Origin of the sequence: Photobacterium marinum (assembly GCF_000331515.1) — a bacterium.
Classification (GTDB): domain Bacteria; phylum Pseudomonadota; class Gammaproteobacteria; order Enterobacterales; family Vibrionaceae; genus Photobacterium; species Photobacterium marinum.
Genome location: NZ_AMZO01000002.1, coordinates 371,784 through 387,857, shown reverse-complemented (window position 1 = coordinate 387,857; position 16,074 = coordinate 371,784). Strand labels below are relative to the sequence as shown.

The following is a 16,074-nucleotide window of genomic DNA, read 5'->3' as shown; positions in this document are numbered from 1 at the left end:
TAAGCGCTACATCAGGATTTCTCTAAGTGGAGTATGTCGTAGCACTGAGATCATTTTCGGGAAGGAGCCGCAGCAATGACGACAACATTCATTACCCACGGAGATTACCTGCTGCATTCAATGGGGGAACAACACCCGGAGTGCCCCGAACGGCTTGGCGCCATCACCAGCTATCTGGCTTCTACAGAACTAGGAAACCAGGTCACATGGCTCTCTGCTGAATCAGCAACAAACGAGCAACTGGAAAGAGTCCACCCGGCTGACTACATCCGTAGGCTCGACAGTATGCAGCCGCAACGCGGCCTGGTTTATGCGGATCCTGATACCGCCCTTAATCCCCATACCATGCATGCAGCACGGCTCGCTGCCGGGGCGGTTACCATGGCAACAGAGCTGGTACTTTCAGGAAAAATATCGAATGCATTTTGTGCTGTACGCCCGCCGGGACACCACGCAGAGCACAACACTGCGATGGGTTTTTGCTTTTTTAATAATATTGCCGTGGGTGTCGAACAGGCACTGACTCATTATGAGATCGAACGGGTTGCCATCCTCGATTTCGACGTTCACCACTGTAACGGCACAGTAGATGCGTTCAAAGACAGGCCGGAGGTGCTGGTATGCTCCACCTTCCAGCACCCTTTCTATCCCCTGCGCTATTACGATATCCAGCGGCCAAACATAGTGAACTCACCGTTACGTGCAGGGACAACAGGTTATCAGTTCCGTAACGTCATTGAACAAGACTGGCTTCCGGCCCTGCATTACCACCAGCCACAAATGATTTTTGTCTCAGCGGGTTTTGATGCCCACAAAGCGGACCCACTCGGGCAACTTCTGCTTGATGAAAGCGATTATCGTTGGGTGACAAAACTCATTGTTGATGCGGCAGCGTGTTACGCCGATAACCGAATAGTTTCGACGCTGGAAGGCGGCTATGACCTTGAAGCACTGGCCCACAGCGTTCATACCCATATTGATGTGCTGGTTAATGGTTAATGGTTAATGCATTCTGAACTTCGAGCATAAAAGGAAAATCACATAAGCTGCATTTCGACTTTTATTCCATCATAGAGACATCATGGTTTTTAATTACTTTAGCAGTAATAATAAAAAACAAATAAACGAACGGTTTATAACTCAAATATAATAAAAAGACAGATTTTATTATTTAACAGTTATTAAAACCATCAAATAATAAAACCTGTCCCTACTTGATAAACTGAATACAGCTTATAGTGATTGAATGACTATAAGCTGTATTCATATCTTATTAAGCTTGTGGAAGAGTACCTTCGCCGTTAGAAACAACTGCGTCGATTTGTACCAGCGCATCCATCTCTATTTGAGAAACACCAACAACTGTGCGAGCTGGCAGGTCACCCTGGAAGAAAGTTGTGTAAACTTCGTTGATTGCATCGATATCAGCAACATCTTTAAGGTGGATGTTGATTTTAACGATATCGTCCATTACGTGGTCAACACTTTCAACGATAGCTTTGATGTTTTTCAGGCATTGCTCCGCTTGCTCTTTAGCACCACCAGCAACGATTGCATTGCTCGCTACATCAACAGGAAGCTGTGCTGCGATGTGGTTGTAGTGAGAGAAAGCAACTGTTTGAGTATGTAGTGGGTTACGTGGTGCAGCATCAGTGTTGTTAGCACGGATAACGATGTTGTGACGGTCTTCAACTTCTTGTGGTGGTGTACCGTCACCGTGAGAAACAGAAGCATCGATTTGTACTAGTGCGCCCATTGGTAGTGCGTCTACAGCAATGACAGAACGTGCTGGTACGTAAGCTACTGTGCGAGCGATAGCTGAATCAGGGAAGAAAGTTGAGTACACTTCGTTCACTGCATCAACGTTTGCTAGATCGCTTAGGTACAGGTTGATTTTAACGATGTCATCGAAAGGTACGTCGATGCTTTCAAGGATCGCTTTCATGTTCTTCAAACACTGAGCTGTTTGCTCTTTCACGCCACCTTCAACCATAGCGCCAGTTTTTGGGTCTACTGGAAGCTGTGCAGAAATGTTGTTGTAGTGAGAGAAAGCAACAGTGTGTGATGCTAGTGCATTTTTAGGAGCATTCTCAGTATTGCGAGTTAATTTTACTAGTGGGCAAGGCTCTTGAGGAGCAGTACCTTCACCGTTAGAGATAAGTGCATCCATTTGAACCAATGCATCGCTCATTGGCAACGCAGCAACTTGAACTACGGTACGAGTTGGAATCAGGTTGTCGAAGAAAGTTGCGTAAACTTCATCAACAGCTTCCATGTCTGCGATGTCTTTTAGGAACACGTTGATTTTAACAACATCATCCATAACATGGTCGATGCTTTCAACAATGGCTTTAATGTTAGTCAAACATTGTTTTGCTTGTTCTTTTACGTCACCAACAACGATTTCGCCTGTTTTAGGGTCTACAGGTAATTGTGCAGAAAAGTTATTGTAGTGAGAAAAAGCAACTGTTTGAGATGATAGTTCACTTTTTGGAGCATTTTCGGTGTTGCGAGATACTTTAATGATACCGGCAGCCATGTCGATATTTTCCTTATATGTAGTACAGAGATAATTATTTATCTTTAATAGGTTTTATTTGAATGAATAACGAAACTGGCGCAATGGTAAGGGAATTTATTTGGAGTGAATGTGACACGTATCAAAACATTTTTTCACTAAACGTGGGCCCAAATAGGATAAATAGTCACTTTACGATTAATTATCCACAAAATTATTAATAATCGGGCTGTAACAACATTTTATTTCTGCGATTGATTCGTCAATTGTGAATATAATCTCAGTGAGTTAATTGTCCCATTTGCCGAATTTTGTTCAATTCTGATAGGTCAATCACAATAAGTTCATTCGATTTCAAGCACTGACTCCATTAGTGTGCCATTTATTTCGTTATAACTGCATAAATTCCCCGAAAAGTCTGAAAAAGTTCTTTTTCCTTATAACAAAGAGCGTCGACAAAGAGACAAGTGCAAAAAAGCCAGCGATTAAGCTGGCTTTTTCTACAAGTAGCGGAGTGCTCGGGGTATGGCGGAGCCCTAGAGTTCCCATACAAAAAAGCCCCAGCATTTCTGCTAGGGCTTTAGAACCTGATGGAGTGCTTCAGGGCATGGAGGATTTGCATCAAATCCCTACCCACGCAAACTCAGAATGAAAAAAACCGCTGTAAGAACAGCGGTTTCTTCAAATGTGGCGGAGAGATAGGGATTTACTTCGCCCTTCGGGCCGTTGCTATAAAACGCCTTCGGCTAGCAACGTTGTCTCGCTTCGCTCGGCTGAACCCTTACTAGGGTCCTGCACCCTATCTCATTCTTTCCCATGCAACAAATGCAAAAAAGCCAGCGATTAAGCTGGCTTTTTCTAAAAATGGCGGAGTGCTATGGGTATGGCGGATTTGCATCAAATCCCTAGCCACGCAAACTCTAAACGAAAAAAAACCGCTGCAAGTACAGCGGTTTCTTCAAATTTGGCGGAGAGATAGGGATTTGAACCCTAGATACGCTACAAACGTATGCCGGTTTTCAAGACCGGTGCTTTCAACCACTCAGCCATCTCTCCGTAAGTGCGGCGTATATTACACATCGCTTTTTCAACTGTAAATACCCTCGCAAACCGAGTGCTTAATATTCAGACAAACCAAACAGCCAACAGTTTATTTATTATCCAAACCCACCATTCTCAGTATTAAATCGATGATTTTTCACGTACATGAAAGCAATTGCGCTATAAAACATATATAGCCAAAACTGGAAAATATAACGAATAGCAAAAAGCAGAAGGAGTGCGCATGGCTGTTTCTCGCCCGTTGTTAATTTTGATCTCACTTAGTTACGTCGCAATTGCCCAAGCCTCATCACCAGAGGCATGGGATGAATTTGAAGACAGACTCAAAACTGCATGCAGCCGCCTGTTTGATCGCGAATATTCTCACTATCAGATTCATACCGATCCCTTTGGTTCCGAGCACTTTGGCTTCGCTATAGCCAATGGAAAATTACGTTCAAGCTCCGGTCTTCGAGCACCAAAATCGCTGATGGTCTGTGTCTATGACAAACAATCTCATACAGCAGAACTGAGCCGAAGCTTCAAGACATCACAGTTCGGACAATAGCTAACTTATTCTGACTCGAAGCTACCCCACACTCTTCCTACGATTTATCAGCAAGTATCGAATAAATCGTCTTTACTTACGACAGAGTAATATCAAAGGTATTCCCCATGAAAACAAAGGATAAGCATTACTGGCTGGTCTCATTTATTCTTTTTTTGTTCGGGCTAAGTTTCTCTCTTGTCAGTAATGCCTCAACAGTAATGACAGGGATAAGTGACGGAATGAATTACCAGATAAAACTGGTAACCCAGAATCTGGGTATCCCGTGGGGAATGACATTCATCACAGAAAATCAAATACTTATCACCCAGCGTCAAGGAAGCGCACTCCTGCTGGATTTAACAAACAACACCCGCAAGCCTGTCAGAGGACTGCCAAAAATTGCAGCCAGTGGACAAGGAGGTTTAATGGATGTGATTACTGAGCCAAATTACCAGTATCCAGACGGGTGGATTTACTTCACTTACAGCCAAGATACCAGCAAGGGAGACATTACGGCTCTTGCTCGGACCAGGCTCTCCAACGAAACCCTGACCGACTGGCAGGAACTGTTGGCCACTGACTCTGCCAGCGGGACATCTCGCCACTTCGGCAGTCGAATTACGTTCGACGAACAAGGACACCTATTCTTTTCAATCGGCGATCGCGGTGTCAGGCCAAATGGCCAGGATCTCACCAACCATGCAGGTAGTATTCTTCGCCTTAACCTTGATGGCACCATTCCGGCCGACAATCCGTTTGCCAACCAATCGGCAGCCCGTCCTGAAATCTGGAGCTATGGCCACCGTAACCCACAAGGTCTTGCCTATGATTATCAGACAAATCGTTTATGGGCGATTGAACACGGGCCTCGGGGAGGTGATGAGATAAACCTGATCATTAAAGGGAAAAATTATGGGTGGCCAATAACGTCTCACGGCAAAGAATACTGGGGACCACTAGCCGTGGGAGAAGCTACAGAAAAAGAAGGGATTGAATCGCCTAAGAAAGTTTATATTCCGTCCATCGCACCAGGCAGCCTGCTGCTTTATACCGGCGAAGCGTTCCCGAATTGGCAGGGAGATTTATTTGCCGGCGCACTAAAACTTCAACACATCAACCACCTTTCCCTTGATGAAACAGGAAACATCATTAATGAAGAGCGGTTAATTACTGAGCTGGAAGAACGTGTCCGTGCGCTAATTCAAAGCCCGGACGGCCTGATCTATTTTTCTACGGACAACGGTAACTTGTACCAAATTTCACCTGTTCAACCATAACCGCTTTATTTAGCATCACAATGCGTAAAATGCATAATTTTGCTGATTTTTATTCATTTGCATCATAGAGAACCTTCTTCTACCATCCCGCCTCTTTTTTCACACTAAGAGGCATTGATGTTTTCACAATCCCTTATTGCGCAACTGGCTCGGATGACCCTCTTGCTGATAATCACCCTTTTCGGTGTTCATCACTGCCAACCATTGCTGGACTCACTGGCTCATCAAGCCATGAATGGCGGCTGCCATCAACACAACAATATTGAACTTAACAATTAAGATCTTTAACCATGAGCATTTTTCGTTTTCCACTATTAGTATGGATGGGAATAGGGACACTCATCATCAGCCTAGGGATCAGGCAATCATTCGGTATCTTCATGATGCCTGTTTCGCACCATTTTGATACCGGGCGCGAGTTCTTCAGTCTGGCAATTGCACTACAAAACCTGCTGTTTGGTGTCTTTCAGCCTTTCGTTGGTATGGCTGCAGACCGCTGGGGTGCCCGAAGAGTGATCTGGGTAGGTGCCGTCGCTTACGGTCTTGGTCTCTACCTGACTTCTATTGCTATTGAACCGAGCTGGCTGTACCTGACATTAGGTACATTGGTTGGTCTGGGACTCAGCTCCACCAGCTACGTAATCGTACTTGGTGCAGTAGCTCGTGTAGTTCCGCCTCAACACACCGCGAAAGCTTTCGGCCTGACGACAGCAGCTGGATCATTCGGTATGTTTGCGGTTATACCGGGTGCTCAAACGCTGTTAAACCAATTTGACTGGCAAGCAACACTACAGATCTTTGCCATGCTTTGTACTCTGATGCTGGCTTTCTCCTGTTTCATGCGCACTGACTCGAAGAAAGACGCTGAATCGTCATCAGCTGAAGCTCTGCCGGAGCAAACACTGCGCGAAGCATTAAAAGAGGCATTCAGACACAAAGGCTACTGGCTGATCCACATGGGCTTCTTTGTCTGTGGTTTCCACGTAATGTTTATTGCCACTCATCTGCCAAGTTACCTGGCCGACAAAGGCCTGCCGGGTTCAACTGCAGCAATGGCACTGGCATATGTGGGTATCTTCAACATCTTCGGGACCTACTTCTGGGGACTGGTCGGCGATAAGTTCAATAAACGTTATGTAATGTCATCTCTGTACCTTATCCGTACTGTAGTCATAGCAGCATTTGTTGTCTTTCCGGTTACCGTTGAAACCGCGGCCTTCTTTGGCGGTGCTATCGGTTTTTGCTGGCTTGGAACCGTACCGTTGACATCTGGCCTTGTTCGCCAGATTTTCGGGGCACGCTACCTGTCAACGCTGTACGGGCTGGTCTTCTTTACCCATCAGGTTGGCAGCTTCCTCGGCGCTTGGTTCGGAGGCCGTATTTACGACTACTACGGAAGCTATGAGCCTATCTGGTGGACTACTGTGGTAATGGCTTTCCTGGCTGCATTGATTCACCTTCCGGTTGATGATCGCCCAGTGCCTCGTCTTGCTGAGGCAAACTAAACCCAACAAAAAAGCCTGTGCAAAAATGCACAGGCTTTTCTATTAATTTAGCGTCAGTCGCTGTTACAGGTGCTCACCACGGCGAAGCGCATCAATACGCTTATCCAGTGTAGGGTGCGTCATGAACAGCTCAGAAAGCGACTTCTTACCAGTAATACCGAACGCCATCATTGAGCCTTCAAGCTGAGATTCCTGTCCCATCTTCAGTCGCTCCAGCGCAGCGATCATTTTCTCTTTACCCACTAAATGTGCAGAGCCAGCATCAGCTTTAAATTCACGGTGACGGCTGAACCACATTGTCAGGATACTTGCCAGGAAACCAAACAGTACTTCCATAATCGATGAAACAATGAAGTAAGTCATGAAGCTTCCGCCTTCACCGCCCTCTTCTTCATCATTCATTCCGCTAACCGCGCCGGCAATCAGGCGTGAGATGAAAATAACAAAGGTGTTCACCACACCCTGCATCAGAGTCATAGTTACCATATCACCGTTGGAAATATGGCTAACTTCGTGTGCCAGTACAGCTTCTGCTTCATCACGGGTCATGCTGTGCAGCAAACCGGTAGAAACCGCAACCAGAGAGTCATTACGCTTTGCACCGGTCGCAAATGCATTGATATCTGGTGAGTTGTAGATAGCAACAGTCGGCATACCAATGCCTGCCTTCTGAGCCTGACGAGAAACAGTTTCCATAAGCCAGTGCTCAGTTTCGTTACGAGGATGCTCAATGACCATACCGCCGACAGAACGCAGTGCCATTGATTTCGACATAAACAGTGAAATCAGAGAACCACCAAAACCGAACAGCGCAGCCATTACCAATAAGCCGTTCATGCTTCCTGGCTGCAGGCCGGTAAAGGCATAAATAATGTTCAGCACGACACTGAAGACAAGCATTACGGCAAGGTTAGTCGCCAGGAACAATGCAATTCGCTTCATCTTTATATTTTTCTCCAATAACAAGAAATCATTTTTATATAACTCAGACAGTTATGTTGCACATTAGGCACGTTATCTGCCCGGTTGCAATTTATAGTATGGTCGATCAAAGTAAATTCAAGGGAAAGAGTTAAATTGTTACGTTTCGTTAGGATGATTATTAATACTGAAAGCTACCCAACTTTTCACTCTTCACCGACTGATTACTCAAATAAACCAGTAACATATATTACCAAAGATGTCATTCCCAGAGTGAATGATCTTTGCTGACCCGATGCTGAACAACCAATATTTAACACAAAATTGACGTCTTTAGACTTTGGTCTTATTGCATAAGAGGATGCATTCCACTATTGTCGGGTCTAAAGCGTTATATAGTGTGTTCACTTAATTCGGTTTATCAAGGAGGAATGATGGCTGATCACGAAAACTACCAGGTAGCAATTGACATTCTTCGCTGTCATCTTGGTATGTCTCTGGATGAGGCCCAAAAAGAGTTGGGGCTTGATGCAGTCAGTAAAAAGAAAAAGTTGTCAGATGCAAAAGAAGCCCTTATCGGACTAACCCGCGACAACTAATCCCGCAAGACAAGGACTAGTTAAAACTAATTCTGAAAACCTCCTCACTATGAGGAGGTTTTTTTATTTCTGACATACATAATGCCAAAAAGGATAATGTGATTTTCATCACCAAATACAGTCTGCATTCAGTATCACAAGCACATAATAGCCATATATAAACCAACCCCGTATGTCTTTTAAACGCCTCGAAGAGCACCAGCTAAAATATCATGGCTAATTCACAATTGATTAGGCAACGGGCGAAACACTGGCAATGTATTATGCAATCAACTCTAATCAAGAATGAAAGCACCCGAAATGAGGTGCAACCATTACACCCGTTACTGACATCAACCCTGTTTTTCTTTGGTTTAGCCCTGCTACTGGCGACTTCTGCGTTTGTCATCCACCTGGATGTCGTCCACAACCAAAGTGGTATCGGTGAAAACTCACTGATGGAGTATTTACAGGAGGGATACCTACTTATCGTCGTCGCCCTGTTTGCTACGGTAGGAATAAAACTGCGCGATCAACGTGGTTTTGCATTTCTGGTCAGTGCTTTTTTCTCAATAGTACTGATCCGTGAATTAGATTCAGTTTTCGACCAAATCAGCCATGGCTTCTGGAAATATCCAGCCTGGCTTATGGCAACAATGGCAATTATTTATGCTCTGTCGCATAAAGAGTCGTCCTTACAGCCACTGATTTGCTATACAAAACACCGCAGCTTTGGTCTGATGCTGGCAGGAATGGCAACCCTACTGGTTTTTGCCCGGATCTACGGTATGAGTGATTTATGGCAGTCCATAATGCAAGACAGCTACATACGTCCGGTAAAGAACCTGGCAGAAGAAGGCGTTGAACTGCTGGCATACAGCCTGGTGTTTTTCGCATCTACATGGTACTGCCTGCCAGAGCTGCTTAAGAAGAAACAATAGCAACACAAACAGCAAAGATTTGTTACGGAACAAAACAAAAAAACGGCGCAGTGAATCCTGCGCCGTTTTTATGTCCTGAACATAAAAAAAACCCTGCATCTCTGTAGGGTTCTTTGGGATTATTTAAGTTGGGTCTGTTAAGAATTAAAGGCCCAGTGGCGACAGATCAATGTATTTAGACAGGTCGCGTTTTTTAATACCCGGCATATATGGGATTTCACCCAGTTTTTTACCTGGCAGGTTTTCTTCCAACATACGGATAATTTCCGCATAGTTTTCCAATCCAGGATTAATGCGGTTCGCTACCCAACCAACCATCTCAAGCCCATCATTTTTGATTGCTTCAGCGGTCAGAATTGCATGGCTCAAACAGCCCAGTTTCACGCCAACAACCAGAACCACAGGCAATTTTTCCTGCTTCACCCAGCTGGACAGAAAATCGTTGCGAGAAACCGGTACACGCCAGCCGCCTGCACCTTCCACCAGAACAACATCTGACTTGGCTTTCAGATGCTCAAGGCCTTCTGTCAGTACATTAAAATCGATAACCCGATTCTCTTGCTCAGCAGCAAGGTGTGGAGATACCGCTGCTTCAAACGCATACGGGTTAACTTCGTTATAGTTCAGCTCCACAACGGAAGCGTCCTGAATATATAGTGCGTCTGAATTACGCATCCCCTCAGGCGTCGGCGCACTGCCCGACGCAACTGGCTTATAACCCGCCATCTTAATATTCGCGCTGCCAGCAGCGTGTAGGATTGCGCGAGAGGCTACAGTTTTACCAACTTCGGTATCTGTACCTGCTATAAAGAAAGCGTTAGTCATTAATAATTACTCCGAAACAGACTTGATATGTTGCCGGCAGTTGACCGTTCTCATCTCGAAACTCATCATAAGCGCGTTCTAATGCCTGAATCGTTTTACGACCGGCCAAGCCTGCTTTGCGCTCTTGCTGCAGATGTGTCGCCCCTATCCCTTTAAGGTCTTTCATGAGTTCAACTGCCGTATTGTATTGCATAATAACGGGCGTAAATTCTAGGGCATGATTCGGGCACCCCGCTTGCGCCAGCGCAAGTTTTATAGCCTTTGGCGAAAGAAACTCGTTCACATGTTGATATTGATCAACCTCACGCCATGCTTGTGAAAGCTCATGTAATGAGCCGTCAGAAAGGGTGGTAAACATAATTAGCCCACCCGGTTTTACCACCCGACGCAGCTCTTTAAGCGGCAACGATAAATCATCACACCACTGCAGAGCCAGGCTGGTGAAAGCAATGTCAAACTGGTTATCGTCGATTGGCAGTGCTTCTGCGTCTGCTTCAAGATATGTCGCTGCGCTGCCACAGCGTAACTCGGCCTGAGCCAGCATTTCTACTGACAAATCGGCAGCACAAACCTGATAGCCACGCGCAATAAGCGCCTCGGTGAAATAGCCGGTTCCGCACCCTAAATCCAGCGCCCGACTACCCATCGGGGTCACGGCAGGCAATTTATCCAACAACCGATGCCCAACACGACGCTGGAATGCGGCGGCTTTATCATAGTGCTTTGCCGCTCGGCCAAAAGCGGCGGCAATCGCTTTTTTGTCGGTTAGCTCTGTCTCTTGCTGACCATGAGTGACTGCATTCATTCCGTTAGTCATGAATCACCTCATTAATCGCTGTTGCCAGCTTGTCGATATCTGCCCGGGTATGAGCAGCAGTAAGAGTAATACGCAGACGGGCAGTATTTACCGGCACTGTTGGCGGCCGAATGGCGCTGACCCAAATCCCGCGTTGCCTCAATTGTTCTGAAACCGCCAGTGCTTTTTCGCTGCTGCCGATAAGCAAAGGCTTAATTGGCGTCGGCGTCTTAATCAGTTCAATACCCTCATTCACTTTTTCACTCAGCAATGTGCTCAGTTCGAGAAGCTTGTCCCGTCGCCACTGATCTTCACGGATCAGCTGACAGGCTTTACTCAGAGCATGGGCTTGCGCCGGCGGCATCGCGGTCGAATAAATAAAATGACGGGCAAACTGAATCAGGTATTCCGCAGTATCGTCATTACACAGAATCGCTGCGCCCTGAAGGCCGAAAGCTTTACCAAAGGTCACCACCAAGACATCAGGCTTGATACCGGCGTGGTCACAACTACCGCGCCCCTGCTCACCCAAAACCCCGCAACCGTGGGCATCATCAACCACCAGCCAGCTGTTGTGCTGTTCACAAAGCAGCTTCATTTCTGCAAGCGGTGACAGATCACCGTCCATGCTGAACACACCTTCTGTGACCACCATAGCGACGGTATTCGGCTGATCGCTATATCGGGATAACGTTCGCTGCAAAGCTGCCAGATCGTTGTGAGCAAAACGACGCATGGTTGCCGGGGAAAGCATACCGGCTTCCATCAATGAGGCATGATTCAGTTTGTCCTGGATCAGTACATCGTCTTTCTCAAGCAATGTGAACAGCAAAGCCTGATTAGCACTGAACCCACTGTTGAACAGCAACGCTCGTTCATAACCGAGCCAGTCTGACAGTTGTGCTTCCAACTGATGGTGCGCGGTATGAAAACCTGTCACCAAAGGTGACGCTCCACTTCCAGTTCCGAATAATGTCAGACCTTCCTGCCAGGCTTTGACCAAATCAGGCTCCTGCGCCAGACCAAGGTAGTCATTACTGGAGAAATTAATAAAAGCATCACCATGGTGCTCGACACATTGTTGCTGACGGCTCAGACAAGCTCGACGGCGATACAGTCCCTGAGCCTTACGCTCACTCAGGGACTTTTCTATACGTTGCTTAAAGTGAGGCATCGTAGAACAGGTCATCTTCACCCGGACGTGCAGCAACGCGTTCTGCGACCTGCTCCAGCAATTCCTGCTCCTGAATCTGATCAGGCTTGGAAGACTGCTGCTGGCTGTTAATACCCAGCTTGGCAAAAAGCTGCATATCTTTGTCTTCACCCGGATTCGGTGTAGTCAGCAATTTACAGCCGTAGAAAATAGAGTTCGCGCCCGCCATAAAGCAAAGCGTCTGCATCTGATCATTCATGTCTTCACGACCGGCAGACAAACGAACAGCCGATTTCGGCATAATGATTCGGGCAACGGCAATAATACGGATGAAGTCAAACGGGTCGACATCCTCTGCAGTTTCCAACGGCGTACCTTTAACTTTAACCAGCATATTAATTGGCACACTTTCAGGGTGAGTCGGCAGATTCGCCAGTTCAACCAACAGAGCAGCACGGTCTCGGGAAGTTTCGCCCATACCAATAATACCGCCCGAACAAATCTTCATACCGGCCTCACGAACGTGAGACAGGGTATCGAGGCGATCCTGGTAAGTACGGGTTGTAATGATGCTGCCGTAATACTCCGGCGAGGTATCCAGATTATGGTTGTAGTAATCAAGACCGGCATCAGCCAGTTCATTAGCCTGATCACTAGAAATCATTCCCAGCGTCATACAGGTTTCGAGTCCCATTGATTTTACGCCACGTACCATATCCAACAGATATGGCATATCGCGCTCTTTCGGGTTCTTCCATGCCGCTCCCATACAGAAACGGGTCGCCCCAGAGGCTTTTGCTTTCGTTGCCGCATCCAGTACCCGTTCAACTTCCATCAAGCGCTCACGCTCCACATCAGTACGGTAATGAGCACTTTGCGGGCAATATTTACAGTCTTCCGGGCAAGCACCGGTTTTAATTGAGAGTAGTGTGCTGACCTGAACTTTATTCGCCTCATGATGCTGACGGTGTACCTGTTGTGCTTCAAACAACAGGTCCATAAACGGCTTATCAAATAAGGCTTGAACTTCCGCGACTGTCCAGTCGTGACGTACTTCCACGTGCGTAACCTCTTCTTGTCTGTAACAGCCTGGCCATTGGTTTTGTAGTAGGGACCATGGCATTAACAGTGGCTATTTCTGGCTTGTTTTCATTCGAATCAGTGAATTAAAACTCAATTCAAATGGGTATCAATACTTGGCTAGTCTACTTCCAGTTAGTAGACTGTCAACTATCAACAATAAGCAAGGTTTACAACTGTGCAAGATTTACACAATAAAATCGATCTGGAATTTGACCAACAGCACGTCTGGCATCCTTACACATCGACCCTCAATCCCCTGCCTTGTTACCCGGTAGAAAGTGCTCAGGGGGTTTACCTCAAACTTGAAGACGGACGTGAACTGATCGACGGTATGTCATCCTGGTGGTCAACGATTCATGGCTACAACCACCCAGCACTGAACGAAGCTGCAACCAAACAGCTCGAAAAAATGTCTCACGTAATGTTTGGCGGGATCACCCACCAGCCAGCGGTTGAATTGTGCCGGAAGCTGGTCGATATGACACCGGAGCCGCTACAGCATGTATTTCTGGCTGATTCAGGATCGGTTGCAGTTGAAGTCTCGCTTAAGATGGCCCTGCAATACTGGCATGCAAGAGGCGAAAGAAAGCCGAAATTCCTTACCGTCAAACACGGCTATCACGGCGATACTTTCGCGGCAATGTCGGTGACAGATCCGGAAAATTCCATGCACAGTCTGTATAAAGGATTCTTACCTGAACACATTTTTGCCCAATCTCCTGAATGCGGTTTTTATAATGAATGGCAGGAAGAAGACATTGAGGATTTCAAAGATAAGCTGGCCGAGCACCAAAGCGAAGTCGCCGCTGTAATCATAGAGCCGATTGTACAGGGTGCGGGCGGCATGCGGATCTACCACCCGACCTTCCTGAAACGCGTCAGGGAGCTTTGCGATGAATACGGCATCCTGCTGATAGCTGATGAAATCGCGACAGGTTTTGGCCGTACCGGCAAGCTGTTTGCGTGTGAACATGCCGGAGTCAGCCCGGATATCATGTGTGTCGGGAAAGCACTGACCGGCGGCTATATGACGCTTTCAGCTACACTGACCACCAAGCATGTTGCTGACACCGTATGCGGTGGAGAAGCCGGATGTTTCATGCACGGACCAACCTTTATGGGTAACCCGTTAGCCTGTGCTGTCGCCAATGCCAGCCTGACTGTGCTTCAACAAGGAGACTGGCAGCAGCAGGTAAGTAACATTGAAGCACAACTGGCAGAGACTCTGCCTGAAATCGGTAAGCTGGAAAAAGTGAAAGATGTCCGCTGGTTAGGTGCAATCGGCGTGGTTGAACTTTTTGAACCGGTGAACATGGCAGAAATACAGAAAGCTTTTGTAGACAGTGGTGTCTGGATTCGCCCATTTGGCACACTTGTCTACATAATGCCTCCATTTATTATTAAGCCACAAGAACTTAGCAAACTGACATCTGCAATATTGAGAACTCTTCAGTAGTATCGAAATGCAGACAGTTTCCAAAAATTGTCTGCTTATACTAGTTATCAATATAACGCCATGCTGATTATAAGGCTTTTGTAAGTGATGAGTCCTCAGCATGGTTCCGCAACAGCGACATAACGTAAATAAGGCTATGAACTATGCAGTTACCCCTTTTTCCGTTACAGCTATATTTGTTGCCGGGCGGTATCAGTAAGCTGAGGATCTTTGAGCCTCGGTATACTCGCCTGGTCAAATTAGCAATGGCGTCCGGTGATGGTTTTGGTCTTTGCATGAAAGATGAAGACTCCCTTTGCCATTTCGGAACTCGCGCCATCATTACAGACTTTGAACGCCTGTCCGACGGCCTGCTTGGCATCACAGTCAAAGGCGTTGAAAAATTCGTTATCAACGACCATTGGCAAGAAGATGATGGCTTAAGGTTCGGAGAAATAACCTTAATGAAAAACTGGACGCCAACCAAAACCCGGTTTGCAGACAGAGGGATATCAAACAGTCTCAAAGCCCTTTTTGAAGAGTTTCCTGAGCATTCAGACAACTACCCGCTCCCCGACTTTGACGATATGACCTGGGTCTGCCAGCGCTGGCTTGAATTACTTCCTTTAGAAACCAACCAAAAACAATGGTTCATGAGCCGAAGTGATCACAGAGCTGCGCTGTCTTTTCTGCACAATATTATCGACGAGCAATACAAACAAGAAGCTGAGTAACACCTACTAATGTGCAGTTTAAAAGCACAGCAATAACCGTAATATCCAGTCAACTCAATTTATGTCGAGGATGTGCTGTTTCACAATGACATAATTGAGCGCAAGAAAAATCCGATAAACTCTACATCACCCTCGCCCTTCACGAGCCAGTCGCTGATCTACATGTTGCCGATACCACTGAGATACCCAACGCTTTAACGGCGGAAACTGCAAAAACCATATCACAGGCTTAAGCCACCACACTAACCTGAGCAAAATTATGTAGGCGTCAAGTTCACGATAGACAACACCGTTACAGTCCCGGACATGCAACTCACGTAATGCCAGTGCAGGATCAATATCTATATCCCACAGCTCGTCATCCTTATCAGTTATGTCAAACCATTCAATTTGACCGCTTCGTTTTCCCAGCCATTGTTCAAACCTAAATCTGTCCCTGACACAGCTTTCACATGAACCGTCATAAAAAACTGTTACACAATGTTTATTCATCAGCTTATACCACGAGTTTCCAGATTGTCTGCTCTTCACTTAATTTTAGAAAAAGAAGTACATAACAGGACGTAAAACGTGACTTTTGTTGTTAACTTACAACATTTTGCACAAACACAATTGATAACCATTTTTATTTACAAAAAACAGCTGAAAAATTAGCTATTTTCTCATCAATTGAATTGATGAATTATCGGGAAATGATTGTTTCCAATACTGAACCAA

Annotated in this window: 16 protein-coding genes and 1 tRNA gene; 9 read left to right on the top strand and 8 right to left on the bottom strand. The window is 46.1% G+C overall.

The genetic code is table 11. The features are described 5' to 3' along the window. The first annotated feature begins 75 nt into the window (after nt 1-75). Nucleotides 76-999: a histone deacetylase family protein gene (locus C942_RS03035; protein ID WP_007462293.1), complete on the top strand. Its 924-nt coding sequence runs from the start codon at nt 76-78 to the stop codon at nt 997-999. Between the two features lie 274 nt (nt 1,000-1,273). Here C942_RS03035 and C942_RS03030 read toward each other — a convergent pair whose 3' ends face one another. Both C942_RS03030 and C942_RS03025 read right to left on the bottom strand, forming a co-directional pair. Next, the gene (locus C942_RS03030) at nt 1,274-2,539 is read right to left on the bottom strand and encodes a RidA family protein (RefSeq protein WP_007462291.1); all 1,266 of its coding nucleotides are present in this window, start codon (nt 2,537-2,539) and stop codon (nt 1,274-1,276) included. Nucleotides 2,540-3,483: 944 nt separating this feature from the next. Then, nucleotides 3,484-3,574, bottom strand: a tRNA-Ser gene (locus C942_RS03025). 229 nt (nt 3,575-3,803) lie between these two features. On the opposite strand from C942_RS03025, the gene C942_RS03020 reads away from it, so the two are divergent. The 4 genes from C942_RS03020 (at nt 3,804) to C942_RS03010 (ending at nt 6,891) form a co-directional block, all read left to right on the top strand. Beyond that, a complete protein-coding gene (locus C942_RS03020) occupies nt 3,804-4,127 on the top strand; it encodes a hypothetical protein (protein ID WP_007462287.1) in 324 nt (107 codons plus the stop codon). Nucleotides 4,128-4,234: 107 nt separating this feature from the next. Continuing rightward, complete coding sequence (locus C942_RS03015; protein ID WP_007462286.1) at nt 4,235-5,386, top strand: PQQ-dependent sugar dehydrogenase; 1,152 nt, start codon at nt 4,235-4,237, stop codon at nt 5,384-5,386. 117 nt (nt 5,387-5,503) lie between these two features. Continuing rightward, nucleotides 5,504-5,665, top strand: a complete 162-nt coding sequence (locus tag C942_RS25280; RefSeq protein WP_007462284.1) for a hypothetical protein — start codon at nt 5,504-5,506, stop codon at nt 5,663-5,665. Nucleotides 5,666-5,676: 11 nt separating this feature from the next. Then, nucleotides 5,677-6,891 (top strand): MFS transporter, encoded by a 1,215-nt coding sequence (locus C942_RS03010; protein ID WP_007462281.1) that lies wholly within the window; start codon nt 5,677-5,679, stop codon nt 6,889-6,891. A gap of 63 nt (nt 6,892-6,954) precedes the next feature. Here the strand turns inward: C942_RS03010 and htpX are convergent, their stop codons facing one another. After that, nucleotides 6,955-7,833 carry a protease HtpX gene (gene htpX / locus C942_RS03005; protein WP_007462278.1) on the bottom strand — a complete coding sequence of 293 codons (879 nt, stop codon included), beginning with the start codon at nt 7,831-7,833 and terminating at the stop codon, nt 6,955-6,957. A 413-nt stretch (nt 7,834-8,246) separates the two neighbouring features. Here htpX and C942_RS25275 point away from each other — a divergent pair, with 413 nt between their 5' ends. Next, nucleotides 8,247-8,411 carry a hypothetical protein gene (locus C942_RS25275; RefSeq protein ID WP_007462276.1) on the top strand — a complete coding sequence of 55 codons (165 nt, stop codon included), beginning with the start codon at nt 8,247-8,249 and terminating at the stop codon, nt 8,409-8,411. 263 nt (nt 8,412-8,674) lie between these two features. Beyond that, complete coding sequence (locus C942_RS02995) at nt 8,675-9,331, top strand: hypothetical protein (RefSeq protein WP_007462274.1); 657 nt, start codon at nt 8,675-8,677, stop codon at nt 9,329-9,331. Nucleotides 9,332-9,475: 144 nt separating this feature from the next. Here C942_RS02995 and bioD read toward each other — a convergent pair whose 3' ends face one another. The 4 genes from bioD to bioB are packed head-to-tail and all read right to left on the bottom strand — an operon-like array spanning nt 9,476 to nt 13,165. Beyond that, on the bottom strand, nt 9,476-10,156 hold the full coding sequence (gene bioD, locus C942_RS02990; RefSeq protein WP_007462272.1) for a dethiobiotin synthase: 681 nt from the start codon (nt 10,154-10,156) through the stop codon (nt 9,476-9,478). Continuing rightward, nucleotides 10,149-10,973: a malonyl-ACP O-methyltransferase BioC gene (bioC, locus tag C942_RS02985; protein WP_007462270.1), complete on the bottom strand. Its 825-nt coding sequence runs from the start codon at nt 10,971-10,973 to the stop codon at nt 10,149-10,151. The genes bioD and bioC overlap by 8 nt, the downstream gene beginning before the upstream one ends. After that, nucleotides 10,966-12,126 (bottom strand): 8-amino-7-oxononanoate synthase, encoded by a 1,161-nt coding sequence (gene bioF, locus C942_RS02980; protein ID WP_007462268.1) that lies wholly within the window; start codon nt 12,124-12,126, stop codon nt 10,966-10,968. The genes bioC and bioF overlap by 8 nt, the downstream gene beginning before the upstream one ends. Beyond that, nucleotides 12,113-13,165, bottom strand: coding sequence for a biotin synthase BioB (gene bioB / locus C942_RS02975; protein ID WP_007462266.1), 1,053 nt, complete (start codon nt 13,163-13,165; stop codon nt 12,113-12,115). Before bioB ends, bioF begins: the two co-directional genes overlap by 14 nt. A gap of 219 nt (nt 13,166-13,384) precedes the next feature. Here bioB and bioA point away from each other — a divergent pair, with 219 nt between their 5' ends. Both bioA and C942_RS02965 read left to right on the top strand, forming a co-directional pair. Continuing rightward, nucleotides 13,385-14,644 (top strand): adenosylmethionine--8-amino-7-oxononanoate transaminase, encoded by a 1,260-nt coding sequence (gene bioA / locus C942_RS02970; protein ID WP_036798516.1) that lies wholly within the window; start codon nt 13,385-13,387, stop codon nt 14,642-14,644. A 143-nt stretch (nt 14,645-14,787) separates the two neighbouring features. Then, a complete protein-coding gene (locus C942_RS02965) occupies nt 14,788-15,357 on the top strand; it encodes an LON peptidase substrate-binding domain-containing protein (protein ID WP_007462262.1) in 570 nt (189 codons plus the stop codon). Between the two features lie 126 nt (nt 15,358-15,483). Here C942_RS02965 and C942_RS02960 read toward each other — a convergent pair whose 3' ends face one another. Then, nucleotides 15,484-15,849, bottom strand: coding sequence for a DCC1-like thiol-disulfide oxidoreductase family protein (locus C942_RS02960; protein ID WP_007462260.1), 366 nt, complete (start codon nt 15,847-15,849; stop codon nt 15,484-15,486). Nucleotides 15,850-16,074: the final 225 nt, after the last annotated feature.